Source organism: Synechococcus sp. H55.10, assembly GCF_047502715.1.
In the GTDB taxonomy this organism is placed as follows: domain Bacteria; phylum Cyanobacteriota; class Cyanobacteriia; order Thermostichales; family Thermostichaceae; genus Thermostichus.
The window spans coordinates 12795-31293 of the sequence record NZ_JANSJJ010000183.1; the positions used below are offsets into that span (position 1 = coordinate 12795).

The 18499-nt window shown below is 60.5% G+C and carries 17 protein-coding genes and 1 tRNA gene; 11 read left to right on the top strand and 7 right to left on the bottom strand.

All coding sequences use genetic code 11. The features are described from left to right. Positions 1–71 precede the first annotated feature (71 nt). Both NW858_RS10910 and NW858_RS10915 read left to right on the top strand, forming a co-directional pair. On the top strand, positions 72–2585 hold the full coding sequence (locus tag NW858_RS10910; RefSeq protein ID WP_414520489.1) for a GAF domain-containing protein: 2514 nt from the start codon (positions 72–74) through the stop codon (positions 2583–2585). A 4-nt stretch (positions 2586–2589) separates the two neighbouring features. Further along, the gene (locus NW858_RS10915) at positions 2590–3003 is read left to right on the top strand and encodes a DUF309 domain-containing protein (RefSeq protein ID WP_414520490.1); all 414 of its coding nucleotides are present in this window, start codon (positions 2590–2592) and stop codon (positions 3001–3003) included. On the opposite strand, the gene NW858_RS10920 is transcribed toward NW858_RS10915, so the two are convergent. After that, entirely contained in the window at positions 3004–3156 is a 153-nt protein-coding gene (locus NW858_RS10920) for a hypothetical protein (RefSeq protein ID WP_414332874.1), read from the bottom strand. A 59-nt stretch (positions 3157–3215) separates the two neighbouring features. Beyond that, on the bottom strand, positions 3216–3305 hold the full coding sequence (locus NW858_RS10925) for a cytochrome b6-f complex subunit PetN (protein ID WP_011431548.1): 90 nt from the start codon (positions 3303–3305) through the stop codon (positions 3216–3218). 154 nt (positions 3306–3459) lie between these two features. Here NW858_RS10925 and NW858_RS10930 point away from each other — a divergent pair, with 154 nt between their 5' ends. Both NW858_RS10930 and NW858_RS10935 read left to right on the top strand, forming a co-directional pair. After that, positions 3460–3705 (top strand): hypothetical protein, encoded by a 246-nt coding sequence (locus NW858_RS10930; RefSeq protein ID WP_414348993.1) that lies wholly within the window; start codon positions 3460–3462, stop codon positions 3703–3705. A 99-nt stretch (positions 3706–3804) separates the two neighbouring features. Further along, positions 3805–4365, top strand: a complete 561-nt coding sequence (locus tag NW858_RS10935; protein WP_414348994.1) for an SRPBCC family protein — start codon at positions 3805–3807, stop codon at positions 4363–4365. 158 nt (positions 4366–4523) lie between these two features. Here the strand turns inward: NW858_RS10935 and NW858_RS10940 are convergent, their stop codons facing one another. Then, a complete protein-coding gene (locus NW858_RS10940) occupies positions 4524–6488 on the bottom strand; it encodes a DICT sensory domain-containing protein (RefSeq protein ID WP_414520491.1) in 1965 nt (654 codons plus the stop codon). Positions 6489–6642: 154 nt separating this feature from the next. Between NW858_RS10940 and NW858_RS10945 the strand changes: the two genes are divergently transcribed. The 4 genes from NW858_RS10945 to NW858_RS10960 all read left to right on the top strand — a co-directional run bounded on the left by NW858_RS10945 (position 6643) and on the right by NW858_RS10960 (position 10554). Further along, positions 6643–7101: a 2TM domain-containing protein gene (locus NW858_RS10945; protein WP_414348996.1), complete on the top strand. Its 459-nt coding sequence runs from the start codon at positions 6643–6645 to the stop codon at positions 7099–7101. A gap of 95 nt (positions 7102–7196) precedes the next feature. After that, a tRNA-Gly gene (locus tag NW858_RS10950) sits at positions 7197–7267 on the top strand. Positions 7268–7858: 591 nt separating this feature from the next. Further along, a complete protein-coding gene (locus tag NW858_RS10955) occupies positions 7859–8860 on the top strand; it encodes an ABC transporter substrate-binding protein (protein WP_414520492.1) in 1002 nt (333 codons plus the stop codon). A 41-nt stretch (positions 8861–8901) separates the two neighbouring features. Next, positions 8902–10554, top strand: coding sequence for an ABC transporter permease (locus NW858_RS10960; protein ID WP_414520493.1), 1653 nt, complete (start codon positions 8902–8904; stop codon positions 10552–10554). A gap of 22 nt (positions 10555–10576) precedes the next feature. On the opposite strand, the gene NW858_RS10965 is transcribed toward NW858_RS10960, so the two are convergent. After that, complete coding sequence (locus NW858_RS10965) at positions 10577–10822, bottom strand: hypothetical protein (RefSeq protein ID WP_414520494.1); 246 nt, start codon at positions 10820–10822, stop codon at positions 10577–10579. 231 nt (positions 10823–11053) lie between these two features. Here NW858_RS10965 and NW858_RS10970 point away from each other — a divergent pair, with 231 nt between their 5' ends. The 3 genes from NW858_RS10970 (at position 11054) to NW858_RS10980 (ending at position 14354) form a co-directional block, all read left to right on the top strand. After that, positions 11054–12406: an ABC transporter substrate-binding protein gene (locus NW858_RS10970; protein ID WP_414520495.1), complete on the top strand. Its 1353-nt coding sequence runs from the start codon at positions 11054–11056 to the stop codon at positions 12404–12406. 108 nt (positions 12407–12514) lie between these two features. Next, positions 12515–13717, top strand: coding sequence for a carbohydrate ABC transporter permease (locus NW858_RS10975; protein WP_414520496.1), 1203 nt, complete (start codon positions 12515–12517; stop codon positions 13715–13717). Between the two features lie 103 nt (positions 13718–13820). Next, the gene (locus NW858_RS10980; RefSeq protein WP_414336441.1) at positions 13821–14354 is read left to right on the top strand and encodes a pentapeptide repeat-containing protein; all 534 of its coding nucleotides are present in this window, start codon (positions 13821–13823) and stop codon (positions 14352–14354) included. Here the strand turns inward: NW858_RS10980 and purH are convergent. The 3 genes from purH to NW858_RS10995 form a co-directional block, all read right to left on the bottom strand. Continuing rightward, positions 14339–15931 carry a bifunctional phosphoribosylaminoimidazolecarboxamide formyltransferase/IMP cyclohydrolase gene (purH, locus tag NW858_RS10985; protein ID WP_414335126.1) on the bottom strand — a complete coding sequence of 531 codons (1593 nt, stop codon included), beginning with the start codon at positions 15929–15931 and terminating at the stop codon, positions 14339–14341. The two genes, NW858_RS10980 and purH, sit on opposite strands and share 16 nt — an antisense overlap. Before the next feature lie 115 nt (positions 15932–16046). Then, positions 16047–16862, bottom strand: coding sequence for a serine O-acetyltransferase (gene cysE / locus NW858_RS10990; RefSeq protein ID WP_414349278.1), 816 nt, complete (start codon positions 16860–16862; stop codon positions 16047–16049). Between the two features lie 119 nt (positions 16863–16981). Beyond that, positions 16982–18484 (bottom strand): hypothetical protein, encoded by a 1503-nt coding sequence (locus NW858_RS10995; protein WP_414335124.1) that lies wholly within the window; start codon positions 18482–18484, stop codon positions 16982–16984. Positions 18485–18499: the final 15 nt, after the last annotated feature.

Genomic DNA, 18499 nt, shown 5'->3' on the forward strand with positions numbered 1-18499 from the left:
GCAGGGGGCGTTATCGTGAAAGAGGGAGTGTAGCTTTCAATACTTCTGCGCTTCCTTATGTAGAGATGGCTATGGAGAACTTGGCCCCTGCGGCCTGCACCAGCCGGGATGCCCTCATCAACCGCATTACCCACCAGATCCGGCAATCCCTGGAGCTGGATCAGATCCTGAGGGCAACGGTGGAGGAGGTGCGCGCCTTTTTGGGCACGGATCGGGTCAAGGTGTACCGCTTCGACCCGGAAGGTCATGGAACGGTGGTGGCGGAAGCTCGACAAGCTGAGCGGCTGCCCTCTCTCCTGGGTTTGTCTTTTCCGGCGGGGGATATTCCTGAGCAAGCGCGGCACCTGTTTCGCCTGGCTCAGGTGCGGGTCATCGTGGATGTGGAGGGCCAGACCCGCTCCCTCAGCCAGCCGGAGCCACTGGGCCGCTTTGCCCAGGCCCAGCCTTTGCCTCTAGGAGAGGTGCCACAGCGGCCGGTGGATCCCTGCCATGCCCATTACCTCAAGTGCATGGGGGTAGCCTCTTCCCTGGTGGTCCCCCTCCTGCATCACCAGCAATTGTGGGGGCTCTTGGTCTCCCACCACGCCGAGCCGCGCTCCTACTCTGCTGAGGAGCTGCAGGTGGTGCAGTTGGTGGCGGATCAGGTGTCGATTGCCATTGCCCAGGCGGAATTCCTGGAGCAGGCGCGGCGGAAGGCGCAGCAGGAACGCTTGATTAACCAAATTGCGGCGCTGGTGTACTCGCCGCTTCACCCCGAAACCACCCTGAGCACCGTCCTGGAGCAGCTTACCGCCCAGCTCCAAGGGATCGGGGCGCGGCTGCGCATCCAGTTCATGGGCTTGGAGACTCTCCACTGCTATGGGATCCAGCCGCCGGCAGGATACGACGCCTGGCTGCAGGAGCAGGTGGGAAGAGGCAAGTCGGCAGGGGACGGGGTGAGAACCTGGTCGCTTTCGCAATTGGAGAAGTGGCCAGAACTGCGGTCGCAGGTGCAGCAGACGCCCATCCGCGGGCTGCTGGCGGTGCCGCTGCTTTGGAACGAGCAGGTGGTGGGCTGGCTGAGCGTGTTTCGTGGCGCCATCTGCCAAGAGACCCACTGGGCCGGCTACCGCTGGCCCGCCCAAGGGGAAGGTTGGGAGGATCCCCGTCAACAACTGCCCTTGATCTCTTTTGCCGCCTGGCGGGAGCTGAAAATTGACGAGCCCAAGGCTTGGTCGGCCCCAGAGCTGGAGCTCGTCAGCCGCGCTGCTGTGCACCTGGCCCTCTCGATCACGCAAAACCAGCTCTACCGGCAGTTGCAAGATCTCAACGCCCGTCTGGAGCAGGAGGTGCAGGAGCGGACGGCGGCCCTGCAGCGCTCTCTGGCTATGGATGCCCTCTTGCAGCGGGTCACCGACCAGGTGCGCACCACCCTGGACGAAGCCCAGATCCTGCGGGCAGTGGTGCAGGAGTTGGCTCTGGGGCTGTCCATCCAAGGCTGCGATCTCTGTCTCTACGATCCGGAAGCCGGCCAGGCCACGGTGCGCTACGAATACACCGCCGCCCTGCCGCCCGCCGGCGGGATCGCTCTAACCCTAGCCGACTACCCGGATCTCTACCGGCAACTGCAAAGGGGGCAAGCGGCGCAACTGTGCCATTTGTCGGGGCAAAGCTGGATCCCGCGGCGGGAAGGGCTGACCCTGCTGGTATGTCCGCTGCGGGAGGATCAGGCGGTGTTGGGCGATCTGTGGTTGGCCAAGCCGGCAGACGAGTGCTTTGATGAGCTGGAGGTGCGGGTGGTGCAGCAGGTGGCGGATCACTGTGCCATCGCCATCCGCCAGGCCCGTCTCTACCAGGCCTCGGTGCAGCAAATCAGCGAGCTGGAACGCCTCAACCGCCTCAAAGATGATTTCTTGAGCACCGTCTCCCACGAGCTGCGCACGCCCATCACCAACATGAAAATGGCCATCCAACTGCTGAAAATGGCCCGCACCCCGCAAAAACGGGAGCAATACTTGCAAATCCTGGAGCAGGAGTGCGAGCGCGAGGCGGAATTGGTCAACGATCTGCTGGATCTGCAGCGGCTGGAGCAGGGATCCAAGCCCCTTCATCTCGAAGAAGTGTCCCTGGCCGCCTGGCTGCCCACTGTGCTCCAGCCCTTTGTGCAGCGGGCCCAGGCCAATCAGCAACAGTTGCGGTGGCAGATTGACCCAGCGGTGGGCAAGGTGGTGACGGATCAGGTGGGTCTGGAGCGGGTGGTGCAGGAGCTGGTCAACAACGCCTGCAAGTACACCCCGCCTCACCACCGCATCACGGTGACGGCGCGCCGCCTCAGCCCTGAACAAGTGCAAATTCGGGTTATCAACGAGGGGGTGGAGATCCCCCGCAGCGAGTGGGAGCGCATTTTTGAGAAGTTCTACCGCATCCCCAGCGGGGATCCCTGGAAGCGGGGCGGCACCGGCCTGGGGCTGGCTTTGGTTAAGCAGTGGATGCAGCGGCTGGGGGGCAGCGTCTCTATAGAAAGCGGCCAGGGCAAGACCTGCTTTACCCTGGTGTTGCCGCAGGGATCCCTGCAGCAGCCGCCCCTGAGTCGCAACTGTGCCTAGACCCATGAGTAATTGCCACCCAGAAGCGCTGCAACTGGCCGTTGCGCAATTCAACCGGGGGGAATTCTACGCCTGCCACGACACTCTGGAGGCGCTGTGGATGGAAGCGGTGGATCCGGAGCGGCGCTTCTACCAGGGGCTGTTGCAAACCGCCGTGGCCTACTACCATCTGCAAAACGGCAACCGCCGCGGCTGCATGATCCTGCTGGGGGAGGCCAACCGCAAGCTGGCCGACTTTCTGCCCACCTACGCCGGCTACAACCTGCAAGCTCTCTGGGAAGCCAACCAGAGTCTCCTGCAAGAGCTCTTTTGCCTCCAGCCTGAGGATCCCTTGCCCTGGGTGGCCCCTCCTGTCCTGAGAACCGTTGACGACAGGCCCGATCGCGAGGCTTCTTGGAATCTCCCAGAACCCCAGTAGCTACCGCCGCTTGGAGCGACGAGCTTGCCGTTCTGCCTCGCTGCGCCGCCGCCGATCCCGCCAGTCGATAAAGGTGATGTAGCCAACGCCCACAGTGACAGCCGTCAAGAGCAAAAAGATGCTGCCGTAGGCGAGGCGGACAACCCAGGGCAAGTCAATTTCCATAGAGCAGGACGAAGTCCTCGAGCAACAACAGGGCCAGGCGGGATCCACTACATGCCGTTACGGCCCCAGACCACAAAGGCAATGGAAAGGGCAAAGAAAGCAGCAACGGCAACCCAGCCAAAGGTGATGATGTCCATAGATCTAGCCAAGCAAAGAAGGCTCATCGGGGTGATCCCATTTTACGGGATGGGATCCCTTGTCAACGGACATTTGCGAGCACCTTATTCTCAGTTCAAACTGGCTACAGTGGGGTCAAATCCAAAACATCTGAGCCAAACGAGGGGGGATCCGATGGTACTGGAGACATTGCCGCTGGTGGCCGCGGTGGCCATCGCCATTTTTGTGCTGGTTTTCTGGGTGCGGGTGGTGCGGGAAGCCATCTGGACGGCAGTGGGGATCGTGATCCTCCTGGCCGTGTTGTACGTGGTCTTTAGGATTGGCCCGCGGCAGGTGCTGCAAGAGCTGCGGGATCCCTTTGCTCTTCTGGATCAAGTGTGGCAGGTGATCGTCGCCTGGTTCCAGGCCCTTTTCCCCTAGTGCGCTATCTGATGCACAATTACAATGGACTGGGCCTGGGTTGGGGCTGCTGGCCCTTCTCCTTTGTTCTGCAACTCTGACGCGCTCCGATTGCTGGCCATGCCTTCCGACTCCCCACAGGATCCCCAACAAGGGCACCTAGACCCTGCCCCGGAAGACGGGATCCCAGTTCCCGAAGACATCCAGGTGGAGGTGGAGGACTTGGGGGAGCGCTGCCGCCATGTGCAGGGCCGCGTCCTTATTCCGGTGGAGCGGCAGTGGGTTTGGCAGGTTTTAACCGATTACGACCATCTGGCGGAGTTCATTCCCAACTTGGTGGAAAGCCGCCTCCTCGGCAGCGAGAATGGCCGCAAACTGGTACGTCAGGTGGGATCCCAAAAGGTTTTATTTGCCCGCTTTTCGGCGGCAGTGGTGCTGGCCATTGAGGAAATCTTTCCCCACCAGCTTCGCTTCCAGGAGGTGGAAGGGGATTTTCTCCTTTTCGAGGGGTTTTGGGAACTGGCCGAGTGGCTAAACCATCAAACTTTGCTCACCTACCACTTGCAGGTGAAGCCGCCGCGTCGCATGCCGGTCGGCCTGGTGGAACGGCGCCTCCGCCGGGACTTGGCCTTTAACCTCCAGGCGATTCGGGAGCGCTGCCTGAGTCTATGTTCCCAATAGGGTGTGCCATCCCTCACCCCCAGCCCCTCTCCCAAAGGGAGAGGGGAGCTACGGATCTAGGCCAGAGCTTTGCGGCAGCCTGATTTGTTGGATATTGGCAATTTGCATTTGCCGGCTGGGATCCCAGGTTAGCGCAGCAGACCTTCACTTCTTAGGGTTCAGGCGGCCATCGAGGGCTGCCTCTGGGTTTGTGGGTTGGCTATCGGCAGGGTGAAGTGGAAGGCACTGCCCTGGTTGATCCCTCCCGATTCGGCCCAGATGCGCCCCCCCATCGCCTCGATGATCAGCCGGCAGATGGCCAGCCCCAAGCCCGTCCCCCCCACGGAACGGCGCAGGGACCCCTCTGCCTGGTAAAACCGCTCGAAAATGACCTGTAAGCGCTCCGGTTCAATGCCGCGTCCACTGTCGGCCACAGTAAATCTCACCATCGCTTCTCCAGGTTCGCCGGCTGATGGCTCCACCTCTGCCCGGATCCAGATCCGCCCGCTGGGAGGAGTAAACTTGCAGGCATTGTCCAACAGCTTGCGCAAGACCTCCACCAGCCATTCCCCATCCGCCTTGACCATCGGCAGCCGTCTGGGCAGCGCCTGCTCGATGGTGGGTAACTCCTCGTGCCGCCGTCGCGCTTTGACGTTGCTCAGGGCCAGCTCCACGCATTCTTGGGCAGACAACGGCTCGATATGCCAGCGAACGCGACCGCTTTCCAGCTTGGAGAGGGTGAGAAAATCCTGCACCAACTCCCGCAGCCGACCGGCATCTTGCAGAGCCGCATTCAACATCTCCTGGCGCATCTCCAAGGGCATATGAGGATCGCCGGCCAACGACTCCAGACACACTTGAATGGTGGACAAAGGGGTGCGCAGCTCGTGCCCGATCACAGCGATCAGCTCCGACTTGGCCCGATCCAGATCCTGCAATTGGCGATTCAGCTCTTCCAGGTGCTGGTAGGCTTCTGCCTGTAAGAGGGCCACCCCCACTTGATTGGCAATGGCTTCTGCCAACTCCAGAGTGGCCGGCTGCCAGCGGCGAGGGTGTTCGTGGTGCAGCTCCAAGAGGCCCAGCAACCGCCCCTGATAGAGAATCGGCAGAGCCACCCAAGCGCGAATTTGGGCCGGCTGCCACAGCTCCGGCAGGCAATGCAGACGCGGATCCTTCTGGCTGTCCTCGCAACACACCAGGTGTGCTGAGGCCATTGCCTCCTGCAGAAAAGGGTTGCTTTGCACGGGCCAAAGGGATCCCTTGAGGCTGCCCATTCTCAGGGTGTGATACTCGTGCTCGATCTGGACAGCAGGAACCTGGCCATCGTAGCGGTAGATCAAACAGCGCCCCACTCCTGCCGCTTGCCCCAGTTCCTGCACCGCAATGGTCAGGATATCGCCGGGATGCAAAGACTGGCGAATGGCGCTGCTGATGCGGTTGATCAAGTGTTCCTTTCGCTCTTGAGCCTGAATGGTGCGATAGGCCCGCTGCAGCTTGTATTGCCCTGCCTGAAGATAGGTGATCAGCCGCTCGGTGAAGGGCCCTGGGTTCAGTTGGCTGGCGGAGTTTTGCAGGGATCCCTCCAGGTACTGGCGAACCGGCTCCAAGCGAGGAGCCAGATCCGGACGGTAAGCGAGGATCTTCGGCAACAGAGCCAAAGCCGCCTGGGCGGCGATCAGGCGCTCAAATGACCAGATGCCGTCGAACTGCCGCGCCGCATCGATATCGCTGCCTTGCCAGGGCCGCTCCCGACACACTAAGCAGGTGGTGTAGTGGGCATCGATGACGATCAAATGCCACTCCTGAGCCAGTGGATCCTCCGGATCCAGGGGGATAAAGTTAGGGGGCAGGTCAGCCTGAGCCCCATCGGGGGTAGCCAGCACAAACACATCTTGGGCAACCGCGCTGATGCGACGGTAGCGCCGCGCCTCCTGGCGGTAGTAGCGCTCTTTTTGAAAATTGGCGAACACCCACGGGGATCCCTGACCTTGCAACACTTGATCCTCGATGGCATGGCTAAGGGCAACCAGAGAAGACTTGAAATAAAGTTGCGGGCGCAGATGGGGCACGGCCTGTAGCAGATCGCTCAATAGGGAAGTCCGACTCTGACGGCTCTGGCGGGATCTAGGGCGGGTAGAAGTCATAGCCCTATTGGCAAGTTCGGTTGGCAAGGAGTAACTTAGCCGTGGAGAAAGCGCCTGGGGGGCTGGCCTAGGTTTAGTCTAGCGGTTGGCTTCTGCAGCAAGGCGAACTTAACGAGCTGCAAGATCTGGTTAACTTGGACTAAGAATTGTAAAGTTGCGTGTAGACTCAATGTCGGGATCCCGGTACAGCCAAGAAGACGTGCAGCAGATCCTCCAGCGGGCCATTGCCCGCCAGCCGCGCCTGGGCGAGTTTACCCGCGCCCAGTTGCAGGAGATGGCCGCCGAACTGGGGATCTCACCCCAAGAGCTGGACTTGGCCGAGCAGGAATGGAAGGCTTGGCAAGAGCTGAACAACCAGCATCGCGAGTTCCAGCGCTACCGCCGTCAGCAGTTCTACCAATTGCTGGGTCGCTATGGAATTGTCAACAGCTTTTTGCTGGGCTTGGACTGGCTTTCCGGCGGGGGGCTATCTTGGTCGCTGTTTATACTCATGGGCTGGGGCTTGACAGTTTCTCTTAAGGGCTGGAACGCCTACCAGACGGAGGGGGAACGCTACGAGAAAGAGTTCCGCCAGTGGCAGAAGAAACGTAAGAAGCAGCTCCAGCGTCGATGAGAAACATCTCGTCTCTCTGCTTTGAGCAGAGGTGGTCTTAGAAAGAGGCTAGCGGCAAATGCTAGTATAGGTACTTGGCAGAGGCAGATGCCTGTGCGGGCGTAGTTTAATGGTAAAACCGCAGTCTTCCAAACTGCTGTTGTCGGTTCGATTCCGTCCGCCCGCTTCCCACCACCCAAAGCCATAAACCCGCTCCAGATAAGCACTTCCAGTCTCGACCCTCAGTCGAGAGTGGGTGGAGTTTGGGGTAAAAGGGGGTAAATTGGGTGCGTAGGGTGATCGCAACTTGATCGCAACTTAACCAGCATGGAGAAGGACATCATTCACTTCGGTACGGATAAAGGTAAGATCCACTTGCTCTGGACGTACCGAGGCAAACGCTACGGCTTGTCCACCGGCATTCCCGACAGTGCGGCAGGGCGGCGGGTGAAGTCGGAAGCTGGTTGTCTTGGTTGAGCTTCTCGATGAGGAGTTGGATGAAGAAGCTGCTTTCAGATCCCTGCGGCCGAAGTATAAAGACAGCATAGCTGTTGAACCAAAATGCGCTCCTTCCTCCCACAATCTGACCGGCAACTTTTTGTTAATCAAAGCTTAATCCCAAAATAACTTGCAGATAACTTTTGGATCATTGTTGTTGAGGTATAGATATTCTGAGCTGTACTCCACCCCGGAAATAAGGGAAAATCCGATGTGCCAGATCGGTAGTAAAGTGAGAGTGAACACAAGACCCAATTTCGGAGTGGTTAGGAGAATCGCCGTGCGTCCTCTATCTCTGTTGGCGGTGCTTTGCAGCGTGGCTTTTGCCCAGCCTTTTGCGTGGGGATCCCTGAACCCAGCCTGGGCCAAGCCTTCCGGGACATTGCGCTTGTACACTTCCCAACCCGATGCAGACGCTCAGAAAACCGTGTCTGCGTTTCGGGAAGTTTATCCAGAAGTTTCGGTAGAGATCTTTCGCTCCGGCACCGAGGAGGTGATCAGCCGCTTTTTGCTGGAAGCAGAAAAGGGCAGTTCCCAAGCCGATGTGTTGCTGGTGGCCGATGCGCCTACTTTTGAGTTGCTGAAATCCCGCAATTTGCTGGAGTCCTACTGCAGCCCTGAAGCCAAGGCCATCGCCGCCACCTACTACGATCCAGACTGCCGCTACTTCGGCACCAAGATCCTGGCCACGGTGATCGTTTACAACACGGCCAAAGCCCAGCCTGTCGATAGCTGGGCAGCCCTAGCCCAGGTTCCGGAAGGCCAGCTGGTGATGCCCAGCCCCACCTATTCGGGTGCTGCCGCCTACAATTTGGGGGTGATCACCCGTACCCCCGGCCTGGGCTGGGAGTGGTACGAAGCGCTGAAAAAGAACAAAACTGTGCTGGTGCAGGGCAATGGCGCTGTCGCCCGCAACGTCGCCGGTGGCGAACAAAGCTACGGCATGGTGGTGGACTTTCTTGCCATTCGCAGCCGCAACGAGGGATCCCCGGTGGAGGTAGTTTATCCCAAGGAGGGCGTGCCGGTGATTACCGAGCCGGTGGGAATTGTCAAAGGAACGTCTAACCTGGAAGCTGCCCAGGCTTTTGTGGACTTCTTGCTGTCTCAGAAGGGGCAGGAGGTCGCTGCTGAGATGGGCTACATGCCGCTGCGGCAGGGTGTGACGCCGCCAAAAGGTTTCCCCGCTTTGAGCGAGCTGAAGATCTTGAGCGCCCCGGCAGCGGAGTTGGCCGAAAGCCGCGAGGCCGACAAGGCCCGCTTTGCCAAGTTGTTTGAGGAATAGGTGGGATCCAAAGGCGTGGTCTAACGTTTCTGGGGGAGGGCTTGAGTAAAGGGTTAAGGCACCCCATCATTCCCTGGCTGGTGGCTGTAGCGGGCCTTTTGGTTTTGACCCATGCCTATCCCCTCTGGAAGCTGTTGCAGCGAGCCTTGAGCGGGGAAGGTGAGAACATCCGCTGGTTGCTGGAAACACCTCGCGTCCGTATAGCGCTGGTTCACAGCCTTTGGGTGTCGACGGTCTCGGCCACATTGGCGCTGGTCGGCGGCCTGGTGCTGGCGGTACTCACCACCCAGACAGATTTGCCGGGCCGTGGCATCCTGCGGGTGCTCTTTTTATCTCCCCTCGTGGTTCCGCCCCAGGTTTTGGCCTTGGCCTGGATCCAATGGGCCGGGCCGGTGGGCTATTTGCAGCAGGGGCTGCGCTGGATTTTGGGGAAGCAGGGATCCCTGTGGAGCTTCTACACGCCGGGGGGGATCATTCTGCTGCTGGCTCTTTTTGTGCTGCCAATTGCCTACCTGACGCTGGTGGCGGGCTTGAGCCGGCTCTCCAGGCAAGCTCAGGAGGCGGCCCAACTGGATGGGGCAAACCTGCTGCAGGTTTGGCTCTTCATCACCCTGCCCCTGTTGCGGCCCTCTGTGGCGGCAGCGGCGGCGCTGGCCTTCCTGGGGGCCTGGGGCAATTTCGGGATCCCGGCCTTGCTGGGGATCCCAGGACGCTACCTGACTTTGCCCACCCTGCTGTACCAAGAGGTGATCAACTTCGGCGGGGATGGGTTTGGGCGCAGCGCGGCGCTGGCGTTGCTCTTTGGCCTGCCGGCCCTCTTCTTTTTGGCCTGGTCACAGCAGCCTCAGGAGGGGCTGGATCCAGGCGAGGCCCCTCCGGATCCCTATCGCTTGGGCTGGCTGGGTTGGCTGCTCAGCGGGATCCTCTTCGCCGCAGCCTTGCTGCTCATTCTCGGGCCTTTGCTGGCCATGGCTGCAACTGCCCTGCTGCGGGCCTATGGCCTGCCCTTAGTCTGGTCTAACCTGACGCTGGAGCATTTCCGCCTGGTTCTTTTTGAGCTGGAGCGGGCCCGCCGCGCCACGCTGCACAGTTTGGGCTTGGCGGGAGGAGCAGCGCTGCTCTGCAGCGGGATGGCGACGATCTTGGGCTATGCCCTGACCCGGTTGAAAGTACGGCTGCTGGCCCTACTTAGCTTGATCGTGGACTTGCCCTATGCCTTGCCGGGCCTGATTTTTGCTCTGTCCCTCATTTTGGTGTGGTTGCCCCCGCCCCTGCCGGGTCTGAGCCTCTACGGCACCCTAGGGCTGATCCTGATGGCCTATCTGGGGCGGTTCTTGGCCCTGGCGCTACAACCACTGCAAGCTGCTTGGCGCAGCCTGGACACCAGCCTAGAGGAGGCAGCCAGCCTGGATGGGGCATCTCTGCTGCAAACCTTTCGCCACATTCTGCTGCCCCTGCTGGCACCGGCCTTAACGGCAGCGGTGTTGCTGGTGTTTTTGCAATCTTTTGCCGAGCTGACCCTCTCTGCCCTCTTGGTAACCTCCCGCTCGGAAACCTTTGGGTGGCTCATCTTTGGCTTGCAACAAGGGGGCTACACCCACCAGGCGGCGGCCCTGAGCACCCTGCTGCTGATCGTCCTGTTGGGTCTAGCCGCAGGGATCCAGGCGCTGCGGCAGCAGGTCGGGCAGCCTTGAGCAGGGGATCCCTCCGGATCCTTCACGGATGGGGGTTGATGGTGGTGGTGCGACGGATGGGTTGCCCCTTCAGGTTCCAGGTCTGGCCTTGTTGGGTGGTCACTTGGCCGGAATAGTCCCCTTCCACCCCTTGACCGGGAAGGAATTGCCGGGATCCCTGGCCGGAATAGGTGCCACTACTCGCTCTGCCGCCTGGCCCGCTGCGCGTGCAGGTGCCGGAGTGGGCGCGTTGACGGGGGCGAGCCTGCGCAAAGGGAGCAAGCGCCATTAGAAAAGCAGTAACCAATAACAGGCAAAAGCTTGCATTTTTCATCATTTTCATGTTCGAGACCCCTTGAGAAGTTGCCAATCATAACCTGGGCTGGGCGCTCATTTCATCTGACTCTGACTGCGGCCTGAGGGTTCACTTTCTGGGGGGATCCCGGCCAGATATAACCTGCTCTTAATGTCGGTGCAGTATTCTCGGATGTGCCTTTAGCGAGTGCAACTGCCTTTTTCTATGAACACCCGTCGTACTTTCCTGGCTTTCGCCGCTGGCTTGGTGGCTGCCGCCGGCGCTGCCCTCCTGGCTGCTGACAGCTTTGCCCAGTCTCCTGCCAACGTCAAAGTTTGGATTGCCTTTACCGATAACCGTCTCGATTGGGCCCGCGCAAAAGCGGCAGAGTTTAACAAGCAATTTCCTCAGTACAACGTAACTGTTGAGGGCTACGGCAACTACGAAGAAATTCAACAGGCCACCGACCTGGCCATTCAACAAAATGCAGCTCCTTCGGTGGTGCAGTGGTTTGAGGTGGGCACCCAACGGGCACGGGATTTCGGCTACTTCAAGTCTATCGCCGATGCGCTGGGCAACCGCACCGAGGTGAACGGGATCCCGGTGAACTTCGACGATTTTATCGAGCCGGTGGTGAGCTACTACACCCTGGACGGCAAGTTCACCTCCATGCCCTGGAACAGCTCCAGCCCCATCCTCTACTCCAACACCGCCATTTTGAAGAAAGCCGGGATCGAGAAGCCGCCGGCCACCTGGCAGGAGCTGGAAGCCGCCTGCGAGAAGATCATGGCGCTTCCCGACGCTCCTCAGGGCTGCGTCACCTGGCCCAACCACGGCTGGTTCTACGAGCAGTGGATGGCGCAGCAAGATGCTCTCTTGGCCAACAACGAAAATGGCCGTGCCGCCCGGGCCACCCAGGTCTTTTTGGACTCGGAGCCTTCAGTAGCCATTGCTACTTGGTGGAAAGGGATGTACGACAAACGCTACTACATCTACAGCGGCAAGCAGCGGGATTGGGCGGCCACGGAGCAGGCCATCCAAACCGGCACCGTTGCCATGGCCATCACCAGCAGCGCCGACGCGGCCAACATCACCAACGCCGCCAAGCAGAACAACATCGAGCTGGTCACCACCCGCATGCCCTACAACGCCGACAAGGGTTGGACGGGGAACTTGATTGGGGGCGCCAGCCTTTGGTTGGTGAAAGATCTGCCCAAAGAGGTGGAAGAGGGGGCGCTGACCTTCATGTTGTGGCTGAATAACACCGAAAATGCTGCCGAATGGCACAAGGTAACCGGCTATCTGCCCATTCGCAAAAGCTCGGTAGCCTTGCTGGAGTCGCAGGGCTGGTTCAAGGAAAACCCCAACTTCTTCACCGCCAGCGACCAAATCAACAACTCCAAGGTCACTCCTGCCACCCGTGGGGCGCTGTTGGGGGCTTTTCCCGAGATTCGCAATGTGGTCACCCAAACCATGGAGGATCTCATGCTCAAAGGCGGGGATCCGGCCCAGGCCATGGCCAAGGCCAACGAGACTGCCAACCGCCTGCTGGCCGAGTACAACTCCCTCTATCAGTAATTGGCCGGTAGCTGGGATGCTGTCGGATTGACGGCGAAATCGAGGATAGGGGGTGGGCGGCGGCCTGCCCCTTTCCTGGCTTTTGCAAGGTTAGAGGGGAGAGAGAACATGGGGCAATGGATCCAAGTGCTGGTGCCACTGCTGGCAGGGTTGTCAGGGGCCCTCTGGGTGGGATCCCGTTTTCGGCGCATCGAGCGGCCTGTGCTGCTGGGGGCGGCTTTGGGGGGGCTGGCAGGAGGGCTGGGATCCCTGATCTTCATGGTGCCGCTGGATTTTTGCACCTTTGCGCCGGAGCGCAAGGTCATCGACCTGGTTTTTGGTGTGGGGCTGGTGCTGGCGGGCATGGCCATCCCTCTCTGGCCGCTGCTGGCGTGGATCCGCAAGGAACAGGAGCGCCGCCTGGGGATCCAAAGAGCAACTCCCCAAGAGAGGGGTATCTTCAAGCAGGGGTGGCTGGCCTGGCTGCTTCTGTTGCCCACCTTCACGATCTTGGTGGTGTTTCTCTACTACCCAGGGCTGGATACCCTGCGCCTTTCCACCCTGCTCACCTTTGTGGGGGCGCCGCGCAGCCGCTTCGTTTGTGTGGATAACTTTACTGCCTTGCTGACGGATGCCACCTATCTGCGCAGCCTGGGGATTACCTTTGCCATTTCGGCGGCCATCGTGGTGCTGGGACTGAGCGGATCCCTGTTGATCGCCACGTTGGCCTATCAGCCCATTCGCGGGGCGGCGATTTATCGCATCTTACTGATCTGGCCCTATGCCATTTCGCCGGCGGTGGCTGGGATCATCTTCTTCATCCTGTTCAACCCCTTGGGAGGTGTAGCCAACTATTTGCTGGGGCTGGTGGGGATCCCACGTTTGAATTGGCTGGGGGATCCCAACTTGGCCCCTTGGGTGGTGATCTTTGCCAGCGTTTGGAAGCAGATGGGCTACAATATTTTGTTTTACCTGGCCGGTCTACAAAATCTGCCCAAAGATCTGCTGGAGGCGGCTGCCATTGACGGAGCCGGCGCTCTTCGTCGCTTTTTTGCCATTACCCTACCCCTGCTTTCCCCCATCACCTTCTTTTTGGTGATTACCAACATGACCTATGCATTTTTCGATATCTTTGGCACCATTGATTTGCTGACTGCCGGCGGCCCTTCGGGATCCACCTCGGTGTTGATCTACGAGATCTACAAAATTGGAGTGTCTTCGGGAAATTTGGGCAGGGCTGCTGCGCAATCCATTGTGCTGTTTCTCATTGTGGTGGGGCTGACGATCCTGCAATTTCGCACCACCGAGCGGAATGTGACCTACGGCGGATAATCTCTGCTGCAAGGGGAGGTGCATCGAAGTTTGCAGCAGCCCCTGTGTGATGAGCGAGAAGAAAATCGGCAAGAATGGTGGCCGAGTAATCTAGGGATCCCCAATGGCTGCAAAATCCAACCCCTCGACCTGCCGGCGCAACTTCGGGAAGCTGGGCATCTTGCTGGCGGCCATTCTGTTGCTGTGGCTCCTCTGGGGAGCCCCGGCAGGCAGCCAAACCCGTCTCAATTTCAGCAATGCCGATCTGCAGGGTCAGGATTTGTCCGGCCAAGATTGTCGGGGCAGCAGCTTTGTCGGGGCCAACTTGCAGGGCGCCGATCTGCATGGGGCCAACCTTGCGGGGGCGGCATTTACCAAAGCCAATCTGGCAGAGGCCAATCTGTCGGGCGCCGACTTGAGCAATAGCCTCTTGGATCTGGCCAATTTGGCCGGAGCCGATCTCAGGGGGGCCAACCTTACAGGGGCGATTGCCGCGCGAGCGGCTTGGCAGGGGGCGCAGATTGCCGGCGCCGATTTCAGCGAGGCCTACGTGGATCGGGCGGCTCTGCGGCAGTTGTGCGAGCGAGCCGAGGGATCCCACCCCGTGACAGGCGTTGCCACTTGCGAGAGTTTGGGCTGCCCTCAGTGCAAAAAGTGACGCCTGCCGGTGCAGACCATGGCAATACCGGCAGCGTTAGCGGCAGCGATGGAATCGGCATCCCGAATGCTGCCTCCCGGCTGAATGATGGCGCGGATCCCGGCCCGGACGGCTGCCTCCACACTGTCGGCAAACGGGAAAAAGCCGTCGCTGGCCAAAACCGCTCCCGCCGCCCGCGCGCCGGCCTGCCTGAGGGCGATCTCCACGGCCCCCACCCGGTTCATTTGGCCGGCCCCAATGCCCATCGTCTGTCCCTGCCGGGCGACAACAATGGCGTTGGATTTCACGTGCTTGCAAACGATCCAGGCAAACTCCAGATCTGACCACTCTGCCGGGGTGGGCTGGCGCTCGGTCACCACCCGCCAGGACTGTTGGCGGTCGGATCCCTGGAGCCGGTCCGCCTCTTGCACCAGGAAGCCCCCGGCCAGGGTGCGAAGGGTCTGGGCCGGCCCCACACAAAAGTCCGGCAAGACCAAGACCCGCAGGTTTTTTTTGGCCGCCAGCTGCTCAGCCGCCTCTGGGGTGCAAGCGGGGGCAACTACACATTCCAAAAAAGGCTCCGCCAGGCGCTGGGCGGTCTCCCGATCCAAGGTTTGGGTAAGGGCGACGATGCCCCCAAAGGCCGAAACCGGGTCGGCAGCCAGCGCCGCCTCCAGGGCAGCAGCCAGCGATGGGCGCACAGCCACGCCACAGGGGTTGTTGTGCTTCACCACCACCGCCACCGCCTGTCCGGGGTCGTGCTCGCCGGCCAGACACAGGCTCAATTCCGCCGCCAGAGCGCGGGCCGCCTCCAGATCCAGCAGGTTGTTGTAGCTTAGCTCCTTCCCTTGCAATTGTTGGGCCCGATGCCAGCCGGGGGCAGCCGGATCCACCACGTACCAAGTGGCAGCTTGGTGGGGGTTCTCCCCATAGCGCAGGCGCTGCCAGGGGATCCCTCGCAGTTGAAAAACAGGTTCGGGAGCGGTCGGGGGAGCTTGAGACTGCCGGGCCAGGTAGTTGACGATGGCGCGGTCGTAGGCCAGCACCTGCTCAAAAGCCCGACGGGCACACTGAAAGCGAAACGCCAACTGCTCCGTTTCCCCATCCCCGCCGGATAACAGTTGTAAATACCGGGGATATTGGCTGGGATCCGTCAGCACCGTAACGTAGGGATAATTTTTGGCTGCCGCCCGCGCCAAAGTGGGCCCGCCGATATCGATTTGCTCAAAAGCTTCCGCCAGAGACACCTCTGCCTGCGCTACCGTCTGCTCAAAAGGGTAGAAATTGACCACCACCAGTTGGATGGGAGGGATCCCCAGCGCCTCCAGATCCGCTTGGTCTGCGGGATGATCCAGACGGGCCAAAATGCCGGCGTGAATGCGGGGGTGCAGCGTCTTCACCCGTCCCCCCAGGATCTCTGGCGCGCCGGTGTGGGCCGAAACAGGCGTGACCGGGATCCCGGCTTCTGAGAGCACCTTGGCCGTGCCCCCGCTGCTGAGCAGTTGAAAGCCGTGCTCCTGGACAAGGGCCTGGGCCAGCGGGATGAGCCCGGTCTTGTCGGAAACACTCAACAAAGCTACAGGATTCTGAAGCAGCATCGGACGGCGTGATCAGTCAAAAACAGCTCAGCGCCCCCACAGCATACCGCGTCAGCCGCCCCATCTTCCGAGTGACTTGGATTTTTACAGACCAACACCTCTCTTGCTAACGCGACTAGGAATATTCTGAGCCGCCGCCAACCTCATCCTGCCGAGCTTTTTCCCGCTCTTGGTTGAGACGGGCTACTTGGGCTTCTAGGTCTTGGATACGGTGCAGCAACTGCTCGATAGCGCGCCCCACCGGGTCGGGCATGAGATGGTGGTCTAAGTCGATGCCATGGGCAGGGATGCGGCGTTGATGGGGTGGGATGACCGCCCGCCCTGGGATCCCGACCACCGTCATGCCGGGAGCCACATCCTGAATCACGACCGCGTTGGCCCCGATCCGGGCTTTTTCGCCAATGCGAACCGGCCCCAAAATCTTTGCCCCCGTGCCGACAATCACTCCGTTTTCCAGGGTGGGGTGCCGCTTGCCCTTGCTCCAAGAGGTACCTCCCAGAGTGACCCCGTGGTAAAGGGTAACATCGTCGCCAATCTCCGCCGTCTCGCCGATCACCACCCCACAGCCGTGGTCGATGAAAAAGCGCCGCCCAATCTGGGCTGCCGGGTGAATTTCGATCAAGGTGAAAGAACGAGCGAAGAAACTGATCACCCGCGCCAGAAAAAACCAGCCCCGTTTCCATAGCCAGTGGGCGATGCGGTGCAGAAACAAAGCGTGCACGCCAGGATAGGTGAAAATCACCTCCCAGCGATTGCGCGCCGCCGGATCCCGCTCGAAGACGCAATCAACATCTTCCCAAAATTGCTGCCAAAACCCCAGCTTTGGCTCCGGCTTGCCGGAAGGGAGAGCATCGCTCGCCTCAGTTTGGGAGCTTTCCACCGCCGGCTGCGAGGACTCCGTCTCGCTGACGCGATTGGCCTTTGTCAGCATGAATGGTCTCCGTTGAGGAACCTCCACTGCTTCCCCTTCTAGCATTTTTTGCCAGCAGCCAGAAGCGATCTCCCGCGCAAGGGGGATCTCTGCCGGATTAAGCTCAAGCAAGCTTCCTTCTACCTCAAGCCTCTACCCAACTGCTGAGCCACCAGTTGCCCAATCGCCTGCGCGGCTCCCGGCCTTCCCCCCAGCCGCTGCAATTCCGTCTGCATCTGCTGGCGTCGTTGGGGATCCTCCAACAGAACTCGCAGTTGTTCGGCCACGGCCAGCGGGCGCAAATGGCCCCGCAACTCCGGCACCACCTCTTGCCCGGCCCAGATGTTCGGCCAAGCCAAGTGGTTTAGCCACCGCAGGGCAATCCTGTTGATGAGGCGAGCCAACCCCGTACCCAGGCCAGGCAGGCGGGCCAGCAGGCCGAGGATCCCATCCCAGGCGCGCATTGCCTCCAGCTTGTTGGTGGGGATCACCACTACCATCGGCACCCCCAAATAGGCCAGCTCGGCGGTGTTGGCACCAACAGTGGTCAGACAGAGATCGCAGTTGGCCAGCACAGAATAGGCAGGAAAGCTTGTCCACAATTGCACAATGCTGCCAAAGGGGGTGACAAATTGGGAGCCCAGATTGGTTTGCTCCAGGATGGCCGAGGTGCCATAGATTACAGCCATGTCGGGGTTGAGCTTAGGATGGGCATAGCCGGCCAGCGACTGAGGCGTTTGTCCTGGGGCCACCGGGATCACGAAGCGGACATTGGGCAGCATCTGTCGCAGCTCATCGGCTACGGCCAACACCAGCGGTACCCCCAGAGAAAGCTTGGCCGGTTTGGAGCCGGGGAGCAATCCCACCTGATAGTGGGTGCGGTTGCCATCGCTCAGGCGCTGCCAGCCACGCGGTAGCCATTCTCCATCGCTGCAGCGGTGCTCCACCCGTTCCAGCGCGGTCTTGGCAGGCTCCATCCCACTGACAGGGCTGGGAGATGCCTCTTGGAGCGGGCCGAAAACTTGAGTTAGGGAAGAAAAACCCGCCGTCGGTTTGGCGGCAGGCGGCTGTGGGGATCTGCTGCCAAGCCAGCCGGGAAGGGGCACCCCCGGCAAATAGACGGCGCTGGCCACGCCATCCGCCATCAAATCCCCGACCACGTGCATCTTCTGGGCCCAGCGGTGGCCCAGGAGGCGTCCCCCGTCGTAGCGGCGTTTGATCGCCTCTGTTCGCAGGGCAAAAGCGTCTACCCAAGGTCGCCAACGGGGCCGATGCTCAGCATAGACCACCAGTCGATAGCGCAAGCGGCGAGCGATCCAGACGGCAAAAAACTGATCCCCCCCCAAAAACAGCACCACCCCTCGCCTGGCCCAATCCCAGGCTTCTTCGGTTTGGCCGGTGAGCAAAAAAGCCAGAAAAAAATCGGGATCCTGTACCCGATCCACGTCGATAAACGCTTGGGCTATGCTCATCTCTTGCCCGGAAGCATGGGGGCAAGGGGCAAGCACCAGAGAGAGGCGCGCCTGAGGCAATTGCTGTCGCAATTCCATCACGACTGGACGCACCCAGGTGGTCAGCTCTCCAGGGCCGTTTGAGAGGATGAGAATGTCATAGGGCGGCTCACTGCCGCTCAGGAGGGCCATCGGGGGCTGAGATCC